The sequence below is a fragment of the Sphingobacterium sp. UBA5789 genome, assembly GCF_002418355.1.
GTDB lineage: Bacteria > Bacteroidota > Bacteroidia > Sphingobacteriales > Sphingobacteriaceae > Sphingobacterium.
Map to the genome: position 1 here is coordinate 381520 of NZ_DIDX01000003.1, position 17685 is coordinate 399204.

General features: G+C 40.9%; 15 protein-coding genes. All 15 read left to right on the forward strand.

From position 1 onward, the window contains the following. The first annotated feature begins 3 nt into the window (after positions 1-3). Positions 4-462 carry an urease accessory protein UreE gene (locus B4B65_RS08015; protein WP_293914933.1) on the forward strand — a complete coding sequence of 153 codons (459 nt, stop codon included), beginning with the start codon at positions 4-6 and terminating at the stop codon, positions 460-462. Then, positions 459-1478, forward strand: a complete 1020-nt coding sequence (locus B4B65_RS08020) for an ABC transporter substrate-binding protein (protein WP_293914935.1) — start codon at positions 459-461, stop codon at positions 1476-1478. Before B4B65_RS08015 ends, B4B65_RS08020 begins: the two co-directional genes overlap by 4 nt. Further along, positions 1460-2485: a FecCD family ABC transporter permease gene (locus B4B65_RS08025; protein ID WP_293914937.1), complete on the forward strand. Its 1026-nt coding sequence runs from the start codon at positions 1460-1462 to the stop codon at positions 2483-2485. The genes B4B65_RS08020 and B4B65_RS08025 overlap by 19 nt, the downstream gene beginning before the upstream one ends. Next, the gene (locus B4B65_RS08030; protein WP_293914939.1) at positions 2485-3264 is read left to right on the forward strand and encodes an ABC transporter ATP-binding protein; all 780 of its coding nucleotides are present in this window, start codon (positions 2485-2487) and stop codon (positions 3262-3264) included. The genes B4B65_RS08025 and B4B65_RS08030 overlap by 1 nt, the downstream gene beginning before the upstream one ends. Further along, the gene (locus B4B65_RS08035) at positions 3257-3760 is read left to right on the forward strand and encodes a GNAT family N-acetyltransferase (RefSeq protein WP_293914941.1); all 504 of its coding nucleotides are present in this window, start codon (positions 3257-3259) and stop codon (positions 3758-3760) included. Before B4B65_RS08030 ends, B4B65_RS08035 begins: the two co-directional genes overlap by 8 nt. 42 nt (positions 3761-3802) lie before the next feature. Beyond that, positions 3803-6238: a TonB-dependent receptor gene (locus B4B65_RS08040; RefSeq protein WP_293914943.1), complete on the forward strand. Its 2436-nt coding sequence runs from the start codon at positions 3803-3805 to the stop codon at positions 6236-6238. Positions 6239-6407: 169 nt separating this feature from the next. Beyond that, positions 6408-7637 carry a hypothetical protein gene (locus B4B65_RS08045; RefSeq protein WP_293914945.1) on the forward strand — a complete coding sequence of 410 codons (1230 nt, stop codon included), beginning with the start codon at positions 6408-6410 and terminating at the stop codon, positions 7635-7637. Positions 7638-7756: 119 nt separating this feature from the next. Then, on the forward strand, positions 7757-8671 hold the full coding sequence (locus B4B65_RS08050) for an alpha/beta hydrolase (protein WP_293914947.1): 915 nt from the start codon (positions 7757-7759) through the stop codon (positions 8669-8671). A 176-nt stretch (positions 8672-8847) separates the two neighbouring features. Then, positions 8848-10218 (forward strand): phosphatidylinositol-specific phospholipase C domain-containing protein, encoded by a 1371-nt coding sequence (locus tag B4B65_RS08055; RefSeq protein WP_293914949.1) that lies wholly within the window; start codon positions 8848-8850, stop codon positions 10216-10218. Between the two features lie 226 nt (positions 10219-10444). Continuing rightward, positions 10445-10849, forward strand: a complete 405-nt coding sequence (locus B4B65_RS08060; RefSeq protein ID WP_293914951.1) for an HYC_CC_PP family protein — start codon at positions 10445-10447, stop codon at positions 10847-10849. A gap of 163 nt (positions 10850-11012) precedes the next feature. After that, a complete protein-coding gene (locus B4B65_RS08065) occupies positions 11013-11363 on the forward strand; it encodes a heavy-metal-associated domain-containing protein (RefSeq protein WP_293914953.1) in 351 nt (116 codons plus the stop codon). Positions 11364-11532: 169 nt separating this feature from the next. Continuing rightward, the gene (locus tag B4B65_RS08070) at positions 11533-12840 is read left to right on the forward strand and encodes an efflux RND transporter permease subunit (RefSeq protein WP_293914955.1); all 1308 of its coding nucleotides are present in this window, start codon (positions 11533-11535) and stop codon (positions 12838-12840) included. Positions 12841-12951: 111 nt separating this feature from the next. Further along, positions 12952-14889 (forward strand): efflux RND transporter permease subunit, encoded by a 1938-nt coding sequence (locus tag B4B65_RS08075; protein WP_293914957.1) that lies wholly within the window; start codon positions 12952-12954, stop codon positions 14887-14889. A 181-nt stretch (positions 14890-15070) separates the two neighbouring features. Beyond that, a complete protein-coding gene (locus B4B65_RS08080; protein ID WP_293914958.1) occupies positions 15071-16339 on the forward strand; it encodes a TolC family protein in 1269 nt (422 codons plus the stop codon). Beyond that, positions 16317-17672 carry an efflux RND transporter periplasmic adaptor subunit gene (locus B4B65_RS08085; protein ID WP_293914959.1) on the forward strand — a complete coding sequence of 452 codons (1356 nt, stop codon included), beginning with the start codon at positions 16317-16319 and terminating at the stop codon, positions 17670-17672. The genes B4B65_RS08080 and B4B65_RS08085 overlap by 23 nt, the downstream gene beginning before the upstream one ends. The last annotated feature ends 13 nt before the right edge of the window (positions 17673-17685 follow it).

Here is a 17685-nt window from a genome sequence, read left to right on the forward strand (position 1 = left end):
AGAATGCTTTATATTTCAGACAATAACTATACAGCTATACCGCAGGGTATAGCTGAAGAATTTGTATACATGGAATGGTATGAAGTACGAAAGACGGTGTTGGAACGGGAAACTTCAGCAGGAAGATTGGTCCGTCTGCAGCGTGAATATGGTGAGCAGCTCCATGATGGTCAGGTCGTGCATCTGAATGATAACTATGCAATCAGATTGTATATCAAACCTTGTGATTGCATTATACTGCATGCAAAGGATGCACAGATGGCAGGACAATTCAGTTTTGATGTCGGCAACCGACACTTACCTGTCTTCTGCCTGAATGACCAATCCTTTGCTGTGGCTTATGACGGCAGGTTGTACAGTGCATTATCCGCCAAATATGCCGGATATATCGAGCTGACCTCAGCTCGATTATTGCCTGATCAGGCATTGCATATGTTCCGGAAAAATAAAGTTACAATATGACAAATAGAAGAAAAACAACTTGGCGATGGGTCAGTAGTTTCATTCTTCTGATGTTGATCATTGCCTGCAGTAATTCCGGTGAAAAAAAACAAACGGTTGAAAAAATTTCAGCAACAGATGCACGTGGTAAAGAGATCACACTGGAAACGTATGCACAACGTGTTGTTGTTCTGTTTGAACCGTTTGTCGATCAGATATACATGCTTAATGCCGGAGACAAGCTGGTCGGTATTCCGCAGCAGATTTATCAGAACCCTTCTACCTATCATTTTCTGTCTTTACTCGATACGCGTATTGCCCGTAAGCAGATTGTGACACCCACTTTCGGAGGTCGGTCTACGCACGTAGAGACACTGGTGGCCTTAGAAGCAGATCTTGCCATCGTATATGAGCATGATAAAGAGACGATCGCTCAACTTGAAGATCTTCATATTCCTGTGTATGTCGTATCCAGCAGAGATAAAGAGCATATCTATAATGAACTTGTCGACGTAGGGACATTATTAGGTCAGGAAGAGCGTGCTCAGGAGATTGTGGGGTATGTGGAGAAGGAAGTAGAGAAAATGAAGCTTCACGAAGATATAGAACGGAAAAAGGTATACTATGCATGGTCTAAAGGACGTGTTTTTTCTACATCATGTAAGGGTTCCCTTGTAGATCTGTCCATGGAGGTTTCAGGTGCCGAAAATGCGTGTCCGCTTAATCTCGAAGCCCCGAATATCAGTGCGGAATCTCTTTACAAGTGGAATCCTGATCTTATCGTATTGTGGAATTCAAAATTACAGGATGTCTACAGTTTAAAAGAACTTGAAGCGCTGCCGGCAGTAATCGATAAGCAAGTGTATAGCATGGAACCCACTTTTTACTACGATCCGCATACTGTTAAATTTCTTTTGTTTGCCAAACAGCTGCGGCAATGGTGCTATCCAAGCTATTCTGAACAACAATTTAAAACAGATCTGCAGCAGACTCTGGAGTTTCTGTACAGTGAAAAAATATGGGAAGACGAAATATGAAATTTTGGAAATTAAGCTTACTCATCTGTCTGCCTTTATTTGTCCTGTTTTTCTCTCTTGCGTTAGGGAATACAGGATTTCTCCGTTTATCTGAACTGGCAAATCTGATATATGCCGGTCTTGCTTCCTCGTTAGGGTGGGAAGTTGCTGTGGTCGATTCCAGTATGGAGACCATTGTCTGGCAGGTCAGACTTCCGCGTGTGTTGCTGACCTTTAGTGTCGGAGCTTCACTGGCTGTGGCCGGAGGAGTGCTGCAGGCTGTATTTCGTAATCCTATTGTGGATCCGTTTTCTTTAGGGATTTCTTCAGGAGCAGCCTTTGGAGCTGCCTTATCAATGCTGGTATCTCTGATTCCACTCAACCTCTCTGCTTTTTTATTTGGAGTGCTGGCCGTTGCTATTACATACTTTGTATCCTACAGCGGCGCCAAAGGATCATTAGTGACCATGGTACTGGCCGGTATGATTATTTCAGGCGTATTTACGGCATTCCTTACCATTTTGCAGTATCTGAGTGATCCGTACAAGTTGCAGGCCATAGTCCAGTGGACTATGGGAAATCTGCATACCGCTTCCTGGTCAAAATTAAAGGTTGCCATTCTACCCATATTACTGGGGCTTGGAATAATTATTCTGTTCCGCTGGAAGCTCAATCTTCTTGCTCTGGGTGATCAGGAAGCGCTGGCTGTAGGTGTCAATCCCAAAATCATCAAACTTATTATGATAGGTGCAGCCACCATGATCACCGCTTCTGCGGTCGCTGCGGTTGGCATGATCAGTCTCTTCGGACTTATTGTACCTCATATCAGCCGGATGCTCTTCGGGCCGAGCAACAGTATAGGAGTATGGGCCAATATCAGTATTGGAGGTACTTTTCTGTTACTGATTGATGATTTCTCACGTACACTGCTCCCTTTTGAAATTCCCGTAGGTGTATTTACCATGATGCTGGGCACGCCGCTATTTATTTACCTGATGCGTAAAAACGCTATAAACTGGAACGGATAATGGAAGCAATAGAAATCAGAAATTTAGCCTTTCACTACGGAAAACAAACTGTACTTGACGGACTTCGGGCTACCTTCTACAAAGGGGAGATGTCCGTTATTCTGGGGCGAAACGGAAGCGGAAAATCTACCCTGTTTAATATTCTGGCTGGAGTCCAACGAGAATATCAGGGACAGATACATATCAATGGAGTGGAACGAAGGGCCGTTAAAATCGGAAACGCCAATGGAATCAGACTCGGTTTTATGACTCAGTTTCACCAGACCAATTTTCCATTTTCCGTATATGATGTGGTGATGACAGGCCGGGCCTCTTTTTCCCGCTTTTCACCAAAAGAAGAAGACACAGAGCAGGTTCGGAAAGTATTAAAAAGGTTTGATCTCTGGAAATACAAAGATAAGCCATATACCCGGCTTTCGGGAGGTGAACGGCAATTGGTGCTTTTGTGCCGGGTATTAGTGCAGGATCCGGATATTATCTTATTGGATGAACCGACGAATCATCTGGATCTGCACTATCAGGTAGCAGTGCTGGATAATCTTAAAAAATTAGTTGAAGCTGGTAAAACCGTGATTTGTATTATGCATGATCCTAATCTGGCATTTCTCTACGGGGATCGTTTTTTTCTGATGCAGCAGCAAATCCTCACCAGTCTGGAAGGACAAAATACAGATAGCATTCATCATTTATTAGAACAGGCTTATCAGGTACGTCTGCAGCAGATTCCGCACCGTGGCAAAATAATAATTTTACCCGATCCTCAACACCATTATGAATAAAGATTTGATTATAAAACGTGTTTCGGAACAGGATGTACCTGAGCTGATCACTTATGTATCAGATGCTCGTAAGTTACTTTTTCCCATGCTGGACCATCATAAAATGCCATATGATCTGCAGCATTTTGCACAGACCTATATTCATGCCCGGATTGGTACATTTCTGGAAGCACGCGACCAATCGGGTAATCTGATTGCTGTGATTGGAATGTTGGCTTATGATCAACGGTTTTCTTTTCTCCGTTTAGAGCAGGAAAATACAGTAGAAGTCGTACGCTTATATGTGAATCCTAAAGGACGGAGAAAAGGAGTGGCTACCGCTCTGTTTCAGGAATTAGTGGAAGTTGCAAAGGCACAGGCTATATCAACCTTATACCTGCATACTCATCCGTTTCTCACAGGCGCCTACGAATTTTGGTTACAATGCGGTTTCAAAACACTTATCCGGAAGGATCATAGTGGTTTTGAAACTATACATATGAAGTGTGAGCTATAATATTACACCATCAGGCCACTGAAGTTATAAAAACAGTTAGATATGCATATATTAAAATATACTTTTTACATCTCCATCTTTTTATTCTGTATACTCAACGGGCAGGTGTATGCACAGACGGAGCCTGTGATCTTCGGAAAAGTAACCGACACAGAAGGAAAGGGACTCAGAGGTATTACCATTATCCTTAAATCGAAAGAACTGATACAGACGAATAGTGATGGTACCTTCCGGCTTCCGGCAACAGTAAAGCTTCCGGCAATACTTTCTTTCCGTGCGGTTGGTTATAAGACACTTTCCGTGTCAGTAGATCAGTTAAACTGGAATAACAAAAAGGGACTCAATGTTCAGTTGTTTCCAGCCAGTGTAGAAGTAGATGAAGTGCTGGTTACCGGCAGACGCAACAATTCGTACCTTATTAATACGACCGAACTTGGAGGTAAATTTTCAGGTTCACTCAAGGATTTGCCACAATCCATATCTCTTGTCAGCAAGGAGTTTATGGAAGATAAACAGGCCTTTGTGATTACAGATGTTGTACAGGATCTGGCAGGTGTCAATCAGGCTTCTGCCTATGATGATCTGACTATTCGTGGATTTAACAGCGGTTATACCAGCGGTATGCGTCTGGTAAACGGTATGCGTTCAGGATATGGATACGGTACGAGTTTCTGGCGTACGCCACTTACGGTCAATCTGGAAAGTGTAGAAGTTCTGAAAGGGCCCGGAGCATCCCTGTTTGGAGATATTACTCCCGGCGGAACCATTAATATGGTTACCAAGAAACCATTAGAAAAGAAACATGCAAGTGTTAATTTTGCAATTGGAAGTTTCCAGACCTACCGTACTACTCTCGATATTGGCGGGCCACTGGATTCTGCTAAAAGAGTACTTTACAGACTGAATGTAGGTTATGAAAATTCCAGAACGTTCAGAGATGTTAATCAGCGTAAAAACATACTTGTTGCACCTTCATTCAGTTTTCGTCCGGCAGAAGGAACCGCGATTGATGTTGATCTGACCTATGACAATTTTGATGGTTATCTGGATCGTGGATTAGGTATACGCAACAATGATTTCTATGCACAGTCCCGATCCTTCAATGTGAGCCAGCCAACCGACTTCTTTAAGACAAATTTCCTTACACTATCTGCCCGGCTAAATCAGCAACTCACAGAAGATTTGTCTCTTCATGTGAACTATATGAAGTCGATCTATAAGGAAAAATTAAATGAATTTCGCACATTGAATACCTACGCTAATCCGCCACAGAATACCGTAATGAATATGCGCTTCCAGTCAAAGCAAATTACAGATTACACGGACAATCTGGTGAGTTATCTTCGTTACGCATTGGATAGACCCGGGCATCAGCATAGGTTGGTATTGGGTGTTGATTATGCACAATACCGAGGTGATAAAGATAATATTCTGCGCGAGTCCCGTAGCCGGATGCTGAACGGCAAAGAAGTACCGCTGACCATTGATCTGGAAAATCCTAATCGGGAAGTCATAGATATTTCTTCCTATATCTGGCGTCCGCAGGCGGAATTCCCTTTCCTTAATCCTTACCAAAGTATGGGATTCTACATACAGGATCAGGTGAGTGTAGGAGAACGTCTGCACGTAGTATTGGGATTACGTCATGAATATTACCGCTCCAGCAGTGCGGATCTCAAAGAGTCTTTCAAAACCAAACAGAATGCATGGTTACCACGATTGGGATTGACCTATAAGATTAATGAGCAGGTTAACTATTTTGCCAGCTATTCGCAAGGCTATGTTCCGGTAGGGGCAGATTTTATTTATAATTATGAAAACTATGGAGCGGATCGTCCTTTTAATCCTGAGCGGAGCTTTCAGGTAGAGACAGGATTAAAGACAGGTTTTTTTAAGAATAATCTGCAAACGGAGTTGTCTGTATTTCATATAGGGAGAGAGAATATGCTGATTGCAACGGGAGGTATATCCGAGAGCGGACTGCCGGTTTATCGTCAATCCGGACAGGTTATCTCCAGGGGAGTAGAGCTTGATTTCAGAGGACAGATAAACAAGGAATTTCAGGTGATGGCCAACTATAGTTTTAACCATACGGAAGTGAAATCATCTTCATTAGCAGGTGAAGAAGGACTGGCTTTGAGCAATGCTCCTAAAAATATGGCAGGGATGTGGCTGAAGTATATATTTTCCCGATATGCGGTCAAAGGTCTGGGCTTTGGGGCCGGTGTCTATTATGTTGATGAGCGGCGAATGGATAATGCTGCACGTAAAGATCAGAATGGGAATGGTGTATGGGATATGTGGCCATCGTATACAACAGTCAATACGGCTGTATATTATCACCTGAAAGGGATGCGTTTTACGGCGAATATCAATAATGTATTTGATAAATATTATTATCTGGGAGGATTTGACTATACAAGAGGATTTGTAGGTACTCCCCGTAACTTTATGCTCTCGGTAGGATTTAATTTGTAAGTTTTTAACTCCTTAAAAGGAGAGAAAAACAGTTCGCTAAATATCTCCCTCTCTTTTTGAAGGAGAGGGGCGGGGTGAGGTTCTACATTTGTGGATTAAGAGGATGTTTGTATATTTAGGATACATTGCTAATTCAGATGATTAACAATGTAAGATCAAACTATATAAAATGAAATCATATTACACTATACTATCCTGCATATTACTCACGATATTCTGCACAAAGACAAATGCGCAAGAAAAACGGACCTATTGGAAATCCGAAAACGTAACAAAAGTGAATAATAAATCCATGTGGGGAATTACGCTTGCGTATATGGATATGATTGCTGAAATGCGGATTCATATTTCTGAAAGTAATGATTCACTGTACTTTTCCTATCCTTTTGAAAAGAAAATTAAAATCTCAGATCTCCGGTCGTTAACGGATTGCAGATTAAAAAATACGGGAGAATTGCTGGATAGTGTATATGAAGTCACTATTGAAAAAGACACGTTAAAGATCAAATTTAATTACATCGGTACAGCAGAGAAGGATAATCGTTTTTCACTTAATCTTATTCCTGTAAAAAAGGATGTATATGCCAAAGAAGTTGAGGGGCTAAAAAAAGATAAACAGCAGATTCTTGCAAAGATCAAAACAATAGATTTATCTTCTCTTAATCTGCCGGTTACCACACCAGATTATGTCAAAGTAAAAGAACTTTCGGATTTAAATCCGGTGCAATTAGCAGAGGACTTGGCAGATGTAAGGAATGGATTTAAAGTAACCTCCAATAAACTGGTATTGGCAAAGGAGAAAAATAAAACAGAATACAGCATTTCAGGCGTTGAAAACATGAACCGTCTAGACTTACCTGCTGCAAGCATCAATGCTGTACATTTTGATAATATAGAACTTGTCAGTAATGCTGTCAATAGTAAAGTGGAAGCAATTATAGTTTATCAAAATAATATGGATAAGTCTGTAATCAGCAATCTGTTTGATGCTATTTCCGACAAACTTACCGGAGATTCATTAGCACAATTCGGTCTTCCCATGATTTACGATGATAAAACTTCCCTTGGTATACATAGTTTTTTTGCAGTCAGCTGGACAGGGAAAGATAAGGTTGTGCGGCTGGCTATAGATGATGTGCCCGATGATTTGTTTGATAAGGAAATTGATAAGAATATTGGGCTTCCGGAAACATACAATGCAACTGATATAAGCAAAGTATTTAAGCATTACCTCGAACTGATACCACAATCACGTGTAAGAGTATATGTGCTATCAAAAGAATTTGATAAGACGCTGAATTTAAAAGAAAACAGAAGCGAAGGATTAACGAGTGGAAATCTAAAAGACCATGTTTTTAGATGGAAATATGACTTTGAACCATGGGATGATGAGGAATAATTTTCTTTGTGGCTGCTAATTCTCAACCCATTAAGGACTTTTTAAATTTTGTAAGCACTATCTAATAAAATAAGCATATTTGTGCCTTTTCAGCAATTTTAAGAAAACCATTTTTCACAATGAAATATCTACTTCTTCTTCTGTTATCTGTATATCTTTTACCTGTAGTGGCAGCACAGGAAATCTACAGCAAAGCTTATGGCGTGCAAAGTAATCCGGCGATCATATTTATACACGGAGGACCAAGCGGTAACTCGAATTTATTTGAAGGCACAACAGCACAGTCGCTTGCAGACGAAGGGTTTTATGTGATCGTTTATGACAGAAGAGGAGAGGGACGTTCCAAAGATGAACAGGCGACAATGACCTATAAAGAAAGTTTTGCCGATCTGTTACAATTGTACAAAGCCTATAACATAGAAAAAGCAAATATCATCGGACATAGTTTTGGTGGTATTATTGCCACCTTATTTACCGATCAATATCCGGAAAAGGTGAGTTCTTTGCTTCTTGCAGGCGCATTATGTGTGCAGCAGCAAACCTACGATCATATCCTTACAGAGGCTAAGCAGATCTTCCGACAGGATGATGGCAAGCTGCAGGAAATACAGGGTATCCAAAAGCTTGATAAACACAGTGCTGACTATAGAAAGAAAACCTATAACATAGCGAGTGAACTGCATCACTTTACTATGCCACGACCTACTCCAGAAAGTATACGTCTTCGTAAACAGTATGAGGAAAGTGAATTTAACAAAAGTAATTTCCGTAATCATGAATCGCCCTTCAGGTTCTACAAGAATGAAAAGAATAATAATGTAGACAACAGACCGGCCCTGAAACGAATTAAAGATAAAAAGATTCCTATCTATGCCATCTACGGAAAGGAAGATGGTATTTTCAGCCCTAAACAAATAACGGACATACAAAAAATAACAGGAGCTGAGAATATGCAGATAGTTGACAACTGTTCTCATTATTTGTTTGTAGATCAACAAACAGCTTTTATTGCATTTGTAAAAGGAAAGCTTTAGTATGTAGTTCTAAAGGTTGCATGGCTGCTAACAAAACCTATAATCTTATGTATCTGTAATAACCTGTGCAGCTATGACCTGGTAAGCTTCTTCCTTGTCCGTTTATTGTCCGCCTAAATAGAGTACTAATTATTCCTGTTTATAGGATCTTTATTCAAGATCAAAAACTATAAAAAATGGAAAAATTAACACAAACATGGATGAGTCAGCTTGATGATAATAAGCTGCTGTCCGAAATAACCATACCGGGCACACATGACTCCGGAACTTACACACTCGGAGATGGCCCTATTGATAGTGCTGCAAAATGTCAGACGCAGAGTATTACAGAACAATTAAATAATGGTATTCGTTTTCTGGATATACGATTGGCAAGAGGAACGAGTGACGACGGTGTTCTCTGGTTGTACCACGGAGGCAGTCGGGCGATTAGTGTGGCGTTGGATCTGACATTTGAACAAGTCATCAACGACTGTATCCGCTTTTTGGATAAAAATCCTCAGGAAACGATTGTTATGTCGGTCAAGAAAGAATTTGGTGAAGAGATTCACGATTGGGTAAAGAACACTATTGAAAAGCGAACAGACTGGAATCAAAGATGGTGGTTATCGAATAATAAGAATCCTGCGTTGAAACAGATTCGTGGCAAGATTGTGTTATTCCGCAGATTTGATATGGCCGATTTTGGTTTGGATACACAAGGAGGCTGGCCGGTCGATGGTGAGGGACCTTTAAGTCATCATAATATTAATTTCTATGTGCAGGATGTGTATAGCTCATGGTCAGATGATGATGACCGAAAAGAAAAGTTTAATGTACATGTTAAAAATTGTCTGATCAAAGCTTCCGAAGATAATAAGAACATAATTTATATCAATTTTGCAAGTGCTACGGGTTTCCTTGGTGGCTTGTTACCCCTTACTACTAATCCCCGTGACATGGCGGATACTGTACTTCCGCTTTTTCACCAATACCTGTCCGAAACTACTCCTGCACGATACGGTATTATCCCGATGGATTTTCCTGAAATCGGCTCCAATCTCACGAAGCTGCTGATCAACTGCAATAAAGCGAATGTACACGCTCCTGTTTCAGGCTCCGTAGTGGAAATATGTACTACATTAGGACTTTTTAAGGACGGGTATGATTTCTGTATGGATGTAAAAGGAGGTGACAGTCAGGACGGCGCTCCTGTTATTGTTTACGAAGCCAAACGGTCAAACAACCAAAAATGGAAGCTGACAGATGCCGGAGATGGATTTTACTATCTGGAACCCCAGCATGCAACAGGCAAAGTACTTGACGCAGACTACAGAAGTGGTAATGAAACAAAAGTGGCCATACGAAGCAGAAACGGAAGTGACAGTCAGAAATGGAAAATTACGACTACAGGTGATTATCCTGTTCAGTATACGATCTCTCCAAAGAGTACACAGGGATCGTGTCTGGATATAAAGGGAGGAATTTGCAAAAATGGTTCAGAAATTATTTTATTTCCGAAGCACGGTGGCGATAATCAACTCTGGTATATTAATAAGATTGGTTAATCCTGTCATATATTTTTAGCGGGAATATCAAGTGTTCAATATGTAAATAGATGCTGAGATTCTTGTGTGTATTTTTAAACAGCGTGCATTTTGTATCGCTGTTTTTTTATAAAAGAAATTCTGATTAAGAAGTTTATGAAAATAAATTAACGTATTTATTGTAATTTTGTAACGTATTTCGAAAATTATATAAACTATATTTTGTTTTTTTTGCAAAATTTGTTTTATGATGAAGAGGTTACTTGTTGCTTTTATAGCTGTTTTCTATCTGGCGATTGCCAGTGGGACGGGAGTGCATCTTCATTATTGTATGGGCCAACTGGTCAATTGGAGTCTGATAGAAGATCAATCCGACGCTTGTGGTTTTTGTGGAATGGAGAAGAAACAGACGGAAGAAAAGAGCTGTTGTCAGGATGTACATTATGAAGCAGATGTGGACAAGGCGCAAAACTCAACTGTAAACAGTTATAAGTTTGAACAACTCGCTTCTGCAATATTACAGCCTGTTCCTCCAGAAATGTCTCCGTCATCTTCAGTTTGGGTAGATGCTTTATCACTCGTGTATAGCAATGCACCGCCTTCTGGACAACAGATTCCTGTTTTTATAAAAAATTGTACCTACCGAATATAGTATCCTCTTTCTTTTTTCATTTTGGGGCTTCAGGTTATTTACTTATTCCGATCAATTCCCCAAAGGCTTATTAGCTGTATCAATTCAAAAAATATTTTCCACTAACTCGTTGTGAGTAAAGACTTCTCTAAGTTTTTAGTAGCAACACTAAAATTAAATCTTTATGAAATCATTTAGAATGATCGCCATTGTGGCATTTACAATGTTTGGAACTGCTGCACTGGCACAAACCAAAACAGAAAAAATTAAAGTATTGGGTAACTGCGGCATGTGCAAAAAAAGAATAGAAGCATCTTTACAAGATGAAGCTATCAGCAGTGCCGACTGGGACAAAACAAGTAAGATGTTGACCATTAGTTACGACAGCGGCAAAATTAACAATCGTACAATTCAGCAAAAAATAGCTAACGCAGGTCATGATACACCTGATGTAAAAGCTAAAAATGAAGTGTACGAAAAGTTACCGGGTTGCTGTAAATATGATCGTACAGGCAAAGCTGCAAAATCACACTAATTTTTTATGCCATTTTCAGGGAGGGAGATAAGCTTTTGAATATGAGGTGCTCAATTGCTTTCCTGGTTGCTTTACTTTTTTCCTGATTTCGGGGCCGGCTATTTTAAATCTGTTGAGCCGGCTTCCGAAATGGCATATTACTTAAGTTAAGAAGGAGGATAATTTTAAAATGGTACATCAAATTATAGAATGGTCCATGCGCAACAGGTTTATCGTGTTGGTATTGGCCACAGGGATATTTATTTGGGGTATTTTTGCGGTTAAAAAAAATCCGATAGATGCTATTCCAGACTTGTCTGAAAACCAGGTAATTGTCTTTACGGAATGGATGGGGCGATCTCCGCAACTGATAGAGGACCAGATAACCTATCCGTTAGTTACAAACTTACAGGGTATTCCGAAAATCAAGTATGTCCGCGGCTCTTCCATGTTTGGTATGAGTTTTATCTACGTCATTTTTGAGGATGAGGTAGATGTGTATTGGGCGCGGGAAAGGGTGATGGAGCGTATCAGTACCATCTCCAATACCTTGCCTCAGGGAGCTACTCCTCAACTGGGACCTGATGGTACTGGGGTGGGGCACGTACTGTGGTATACATTGGATGCTCCGGATACTGACCTTGGAGAGCAGAGAGCCATACAAGACTGGTACGTGAAATTTGCTTTACAGAATGTACCTGGAGTAAGTGAAATTGCCTCATTTGGAGGTTTTCAGAAGCAATATCAAATTGCTATAGACCCCAACAAACTATTGTACTATAAGCTCACCGTCCCGCAGGTTATTTCAGCTGTACGTAGTAACAACAACGAAGCCGGCGGACGCAAATTCGAGATGAGTGATATCGGCTACATCATCAAAACGTCCGGCTACTTGAAATCTATAGATGAAATAGCTAATATCCAGATCAAAACTCAAAATGGTACACCTATCCGTATATCGGACATTGCTGTAGTACAGATGACCGGCGAAACAAGGTTAGGAATTTTTGATCAGGACGGAACAGGGGAGCGGGTGGGAGGTATAGTCGTAATGCGCTATGGTGAAAATGCTGCAGAGGTAATCGATGATGTAAAAGCCAAGATGAAGGAAGTCGCCAAAGGATTACCGGAAGGAATGAAATTCGATATTGTTTACGACCGGGGAGAACTGATTAAAGAATCGGTAGACTCGATCAGGCATACACTGATCGAAGAAATGATTGTGGTATCGTTAATTGTTATCATCTTTCTTTTTCATTGGCGCAGCGCCTTCAGTATTGTTATACAGATACCGATAACAATTGCAGCCAGTTTTATTCTTTTAAATGCTTTTGGAATATCATCCAATATTATGTCCCTGACTGGTATTGCGCTTGCGATAGGAGTAATCGTGGATAATGGTATTATTATGAGTGAAAATGCTTACAAACATCTTGCAGAGCGGTATGCTCAAGTCGTCGGAGTGAGCCATTCGAAAGAAAGCAATTCAGATAGTTGATGTGTCTGTTATGAAAGGAATGAGTACCCAAAACAGGTTTGTAGCAAGAGTTAATCTGCAACAACCTGTTTCCGAAAACGATCAGGTAAAAATGAAAATTAAGAGAATGCCATGAAAAATTGGTTTAAAAATAAATTTCGCAAAACACCAGCGTGGATTAGCGAAGAAGAGCGGCTGGAGATTATCACCAGGTCAAGTAAGCAGGTTTCCAGAGGTGTATTTTTTGCTACGGTGATCATTATAACCTCATTTTTGCCAGTGTTTATGCTTACCGGGCAAGAAGGTAAATTATTTCATCCTCTGGCTTATACCAAGACGTTTATCATGATTGTAGACGCTCTTTTGGTGATCACCCTGGCACCGGTGCTCATATCTTTCTTTATGAAAGGTAAATTTAAACCGGATACAGCTAATCCGGTCAACAGATTCCTGGAAAAGGTCTATGAGCCAATTATACGGGTAGTCTTAAAGTGGAGAAAAACTACTATTGCCATTAATGTAATTGCATTACTGATTACAATTCCGTTGCTGAAAAAATTAGGTACAGAATTTATTCCCCCACTGGATGAACAGAGTATCTTGTTTATGCCGGTCACCTTGCCGGATGTGTCAAATGCTGAGATTAAGCGGATTTTGCAGGTGCAGGACAAGATCATCAAAACTATACCAGAGGTAGATAAAGTGTTGGGTAAAGCAGGCCGGGCCAATACAGCTACGGATAACTCGCCTATCAGTATGATAGAGACCATTATTACGCTGAAACCTAAAGATCAATGGAGAGAGGGTATTACCAAAAAGGATATTGTAACCGAGCTGGACGCTAAGTTGCAGATTCCCGGTGTGGTAAATGGATGGACGCAGCCCATTATTAATCGTATCAATATGCTGGCAACAGGTATTCGTACTGATGTCGGGATAAAAGTGTTTGGACAGAATCTGGATACAATTGCAGCCGTTTCTGAAAAAGTAAAAGTAGCTTTAGAAGGTACCCCAGGCGTAAGTGACTTGTTTGTAGAGCCCATTACCGGTGGGAAATATCTTGCAATTGATATAAAAAGAGAAGAACTGTCTCGTTACGGGCTCAATATTGATGATGTAAATCAGGTGGTAGAAACGGCTTTGGGTGGAGCTAGCATTGGTAATACTATTGAAGGCAGGCAGCGGTTTTCGATTAGCGTCCGTCTGGCACAGCAGTATCGTAACAGTCTGGCCCAGATAGAACGTATCCCGTTACAGTCTCAGGGCTTTGGTGAAATTCCTTTATCCGCTGTCGCCGATGTGAAGTTTGAGGATGGGCCGCCGATGATCAGTTCGGATAATGCCATTTTGCGTGGAGCAGTCATGTTTAATATAAGAGACAGGGATCTTGGAAGTACAGTGAAGGAAGCTATGGAACGGCTGAATAAAGAAGATGGTATATTGCCGGAAGGATACTTTTTGGAGTGGAGCGGGCAGTATGAAAATCTGATCAGAGGTCAGCAGACGTTGATGTGGATTGCTCCGGTAGTTCTGGTTATTATTTTCTTCTCGTTGTATTTTGCATTTCATTCTGTGAGAGAAGCTTTTCTAAGTCTTATCACTGTTCCTTTTGCCCTGATCGGAGGTGCCTATATGATCTATTTCTGGGGTGTCAACCTCTCTGTAGGAGTGGCGGTAGGATTTATTGCTTTGTTTGGTATAGCGGTGGAGACGGGTATTGTAATGGTGATCTACCTTAATGATGCCATGCAGCAACTTGTCAAACTAAGAGGTAATTCCAGTGAAACGATCAGTAAAGAAGAATTAAGAGAATATGTTATTCACGGAGCAGCTAAGCGGCTTCGACCCAAGTTAATGACCGTCTGTGTGTCGTTATTTGGTTTGATACCTGTACTGTGGGCAACCGGAGTAGGTGTCGATGTCATGCAGCCTATTGTTTTGCCAATGATCGGAGGAGTACTGACCTCGTCGACACACATTTTACTGGTCACTCCGCTGATCTTTCTGATGTCAAAAGAATATGAATTAAGAAAATACGGAAAACTGGAGGTGCACAATGTACAGCACTAAAACACTCAGATTTTGCGCGTTGGATAATAATATCCAACCTCCAAAACAGATTAAGAATTGTGATCTGGATTGTTTGGGCCTTATGATAAAAAATGATGTAATAACTGAATTTTCAACTTTTAAAGGCTTGAATATCTTTACATCTGACTGCTTATCCGTTCATTTGAAGATTCTTTATTCTGTGTTTTCAGATACATGCTATAAGATCGTTTCATTTTTGCTGATTGTGTTCTTTGCTTGGTGCATTGATGCGGGTGCGCAGGAAAAACAGGTACTTTCGCTTGATACTATTTTGCAAAGAATAGATCAGCACAATTTGCTTCTCAAAACCTATGGACTAAAAGCAGAAAGCTTTCAGCATACCGCAAATGCGGCTACCGCCTGGATGGCACCCATGGTAGGAGTGGGTACTTTTATGACACCATATCCGGGGCAGATGATAATGGATGGACGCGACAGAGGATCCCTGATGATACAACTGGAACAGGATATACCAAATTTTGCAAAACTGAATGCGGATAAAAAGTATATCCGTTCACAGGCTAATGTAGAGCGGGCAACCCGTGATGTCACATTGAACGATCTGAGAACAATAGCCCGAAAACAGTATTTTACCTGGCTGGTTGCTACCCTTAAACTTGCTGTATTGGAGGAAAGCACGAAGATCATGCAGACTATGCGGAAATTGGAAGAAGTAAGATATCCCTTTAATCAATCCAGACTGGGAGCAGTTTATCAAACTTCTGCTAAACTTGAAGAAACGGAAAATATGAAGCGTATGCAGGAAGGAGAAATCGGAAGAGCTATGGCTACACTTAATGGTATGATGAACCAGCCAGGCAATACAGCTTTTACTATTGATACTACATATGTGCCACAATTTATTGTTGCAGGATCGCTGGATACAGCGAGTCTGGCGACTGTAAGAAAAGATATTGTAAAAATGGATCATAACATCCAGTCTATGCAGTTGAATATCAGCGCTATGAAAAAGCAAAGTAATCCTGAATTCAGATTTCGTTTTGATCACATGTCCCCTTTTGGAAGTGGTATGGCTAAGGCTTACAGTGTAATGGGCATGGTGAGTATTCCGATAGCTCCCTGGTCATCCAAGATGTATAAATCGGAAATAAAAGGTATGCAGTACGAAATACAAGCCATGGAGATGGAGAAAGCTGCTATGCTGCAGGAAACACAGGGAATGCTATATGGAATGCAGTATCAGATCAAAACCATGCAGCAGCAGATACAGGCTATGGAAAAAACAATTGTGCCTACTTTGCGAAAAACATTAGAAGTCAATGTGTTGAGCTATCGCGAAAATAAAATCCAGCTGCCGGAAGTTATTACAGCCTGGGAAGCATATAACATGATGCAAAACAATGTGCTGGATGAAAAATTGAAACTATACTTAATGATTGCAGACTATGAAAAAGAACTATATCGTTAAGGGTAAACAATACGTAGATCCAGTATGTAATGCCCCGGCTCAGCTCTGGTACGGAAGAAACAGAATACCCTCTTCTGGGAAAAATAAGGCATTAATCAACATAAAATTTGCCAGAGTAACACTGCCTGTCGCTGTATCGGGACTCATCATGTTATTACTGTCAATTGCTTTTACTTCCTGCAGACCGGAACAAAAGAAAGAACATCATGATGTTGGAAAAATAACGATTGACAGTAGTCTGAGCGTATTGTTACAACCTTCCAACAAACAGGTGGTCGGTAATATGGCTGTTGTTAATGCAATCTATCAATCTAAGATTATGTTGGCCGAAGTACAGGGAATTGTAAATTATGACAACAGAGCTGAGACCGGAGTCGCAAGCCGAGTCGGCGGACGCCTGGAAAAGATTAATATTAAATACAATTATCAGCCCGTTCGTAAAGGGCAGTTACTCTTTGAGATCTACGCTCCGGATCTTGCAGCTGCACAGCAGGATCTGCTATATCTTTCCCAAAATGGAGAAGAGCAACTAATGTCACAAGCCCGGCAACGTTTACTGCTGCTGGGGATGACTGATCAGGATATTCAACAGGTATTGCTGTCCAAAAGAGTCAATTACCGTATTCCGGTTTATAGCCCTACGGATGGTTTTATACTGGAGAAATCCGTAGCAAATGCCATTGCAGCTTCGGCTCCGTCTGTATCCTCTGCCGGAAGTGGGGGGGGGATGAGTGAAATGGGGGGTATGAGCACAGGAAGCGAAAGTACAACTCCGTCGGCCCCTGCTGCTGCTGTGCAAAGCACATCCGTCATGCTGAGAGAAGGACAATATGTGAGTGCAGGGCAGAGTCTTTTTACGATTTATAAGTCGGATCAGTTGCTGGCAGAATTTGCTCTAAAACCCATGCTGGCAGCTTATGTAAACAAAGGATACAAACTTGGTTTTTATAAAACCGCAGACAGAGAGGGCTCTTTTCAGACCTCCACTATCGGGTTGATACAACCCATGATTAAGTCCGGAGAGAATTTTACACTGGCGAGAGTATATCTGGCTAAAGGGAAGTTTAAAGCAGGTGAAATTCTGACAGCCAAAATACCTGTACGCATTGAAGGCAGTTACTGGCTGCCGGCATCAGCTATACTGAGTGCGGGTGCGCAAAGCATTGTATTCAAAAAGGAAAATAATGTTTTTAAACCAGTAAGTGTAAAGACAGGCTTAAGAATAGAGGGTATGATACAGATTAAACAGGATATTTCTCTATGGGAATTTGCCAGAGATGCTGCTTATATGGTGGACAGTGAAAGTTTTATAAAAGCAGGAGAAGAGGACTGAGCAATGTTAACAA

Coding starts and splice junctions, on each gene's coding strand:
- B4B65_RS08015 (WP_293914933.1), top strand. CDS start 4: ATGCTTTATATTTCAGACAATAACTATACAGCTATACCGCAGGGTATA.
- B4B65_RS08020 (WP_293914935.1), top strand. CDS start 459: ATGACAAATAGAAGAAAAACAACTTGGCGATGGGTCAGTAGTTTCATT.
- B4B65_RS08025 (WP_293914937.1), top strand. CDS start 1,460: ATGGGAAGACGAAATATGAAATTTTGGAAATTAAGCTTACTCATCTGT.
- B4B65_RS08030 (WP_293914939.1), top strand. CDS start 2,485: ATGGAAGCAATAGAAATCAGAAATTTAGCCTTTCACTACGGAAAACAA.
- B4B65_RS08035 (WP_293914941.1), top strand. CDS start 3,257: ATGAATAAAGATTTGATTATAAAACGTGTTTCGGAACAGGATGTACCT.
- B4B65_RS08040 (WP_293914943.1), top strand. CDS start 3,803: ATGCATATATTAAAATATACTTTTTACATCTCCATCTTTTTATTCTGT.
- B4B65_RS08045 (WP_293914945.1), top strand. CDS start 6,408: ATGAAATCATATTACACTATACTATCCTGCATATTACTCACGATATTC.
- B4B65_RS08050 (WP_293914947.1), top strand. CDS start 7,757: ATGAAATATCTACTTCTTCTTCTGTTATCTGTATATCTTTTACCTGTA.
- B4B65_RS08055 (WP_293914949.1), top strand. CDS start 8,848: ATGGAAAAATTAACACAAACATGGATGAGTCAGCTTGATGATAATAAG.
- B4B65_RS08060 (WP_293914951.1), top strand. CDS start 10,445: ATGATGAAGAGGTTACTTGTTGCTTTTATAGCTGTTTTCTATCTGGCG.
- B4B65_RS08065 (WP_293914953.1), top strand. CDS start 11,013: ATGAAATCATTTAGAATGATCGCCATTGTGGCATTTACAATGTTTGGA.
- B4B65_RS08070 (WP_293914955.1), top strand. CDS start 11,533: ATGGTACATCAAATTATAGAATGGTCCATGCGCAACAGGTTTATCGTG.
- B4B65_RS08075 (WP_293914957.1), top strand. CDS start 12,952: ATGAAAAATTGGTTTAAAAATAAATTTCGCAAAACACCAGCGTGGATT.
- B4B65_RS08085 (WP_293914959.1), top strand. CDS start 16,317: ATGAAAAAGAACTATATCGTTAAGGGTAAACAATACGTAGATCCAGTA.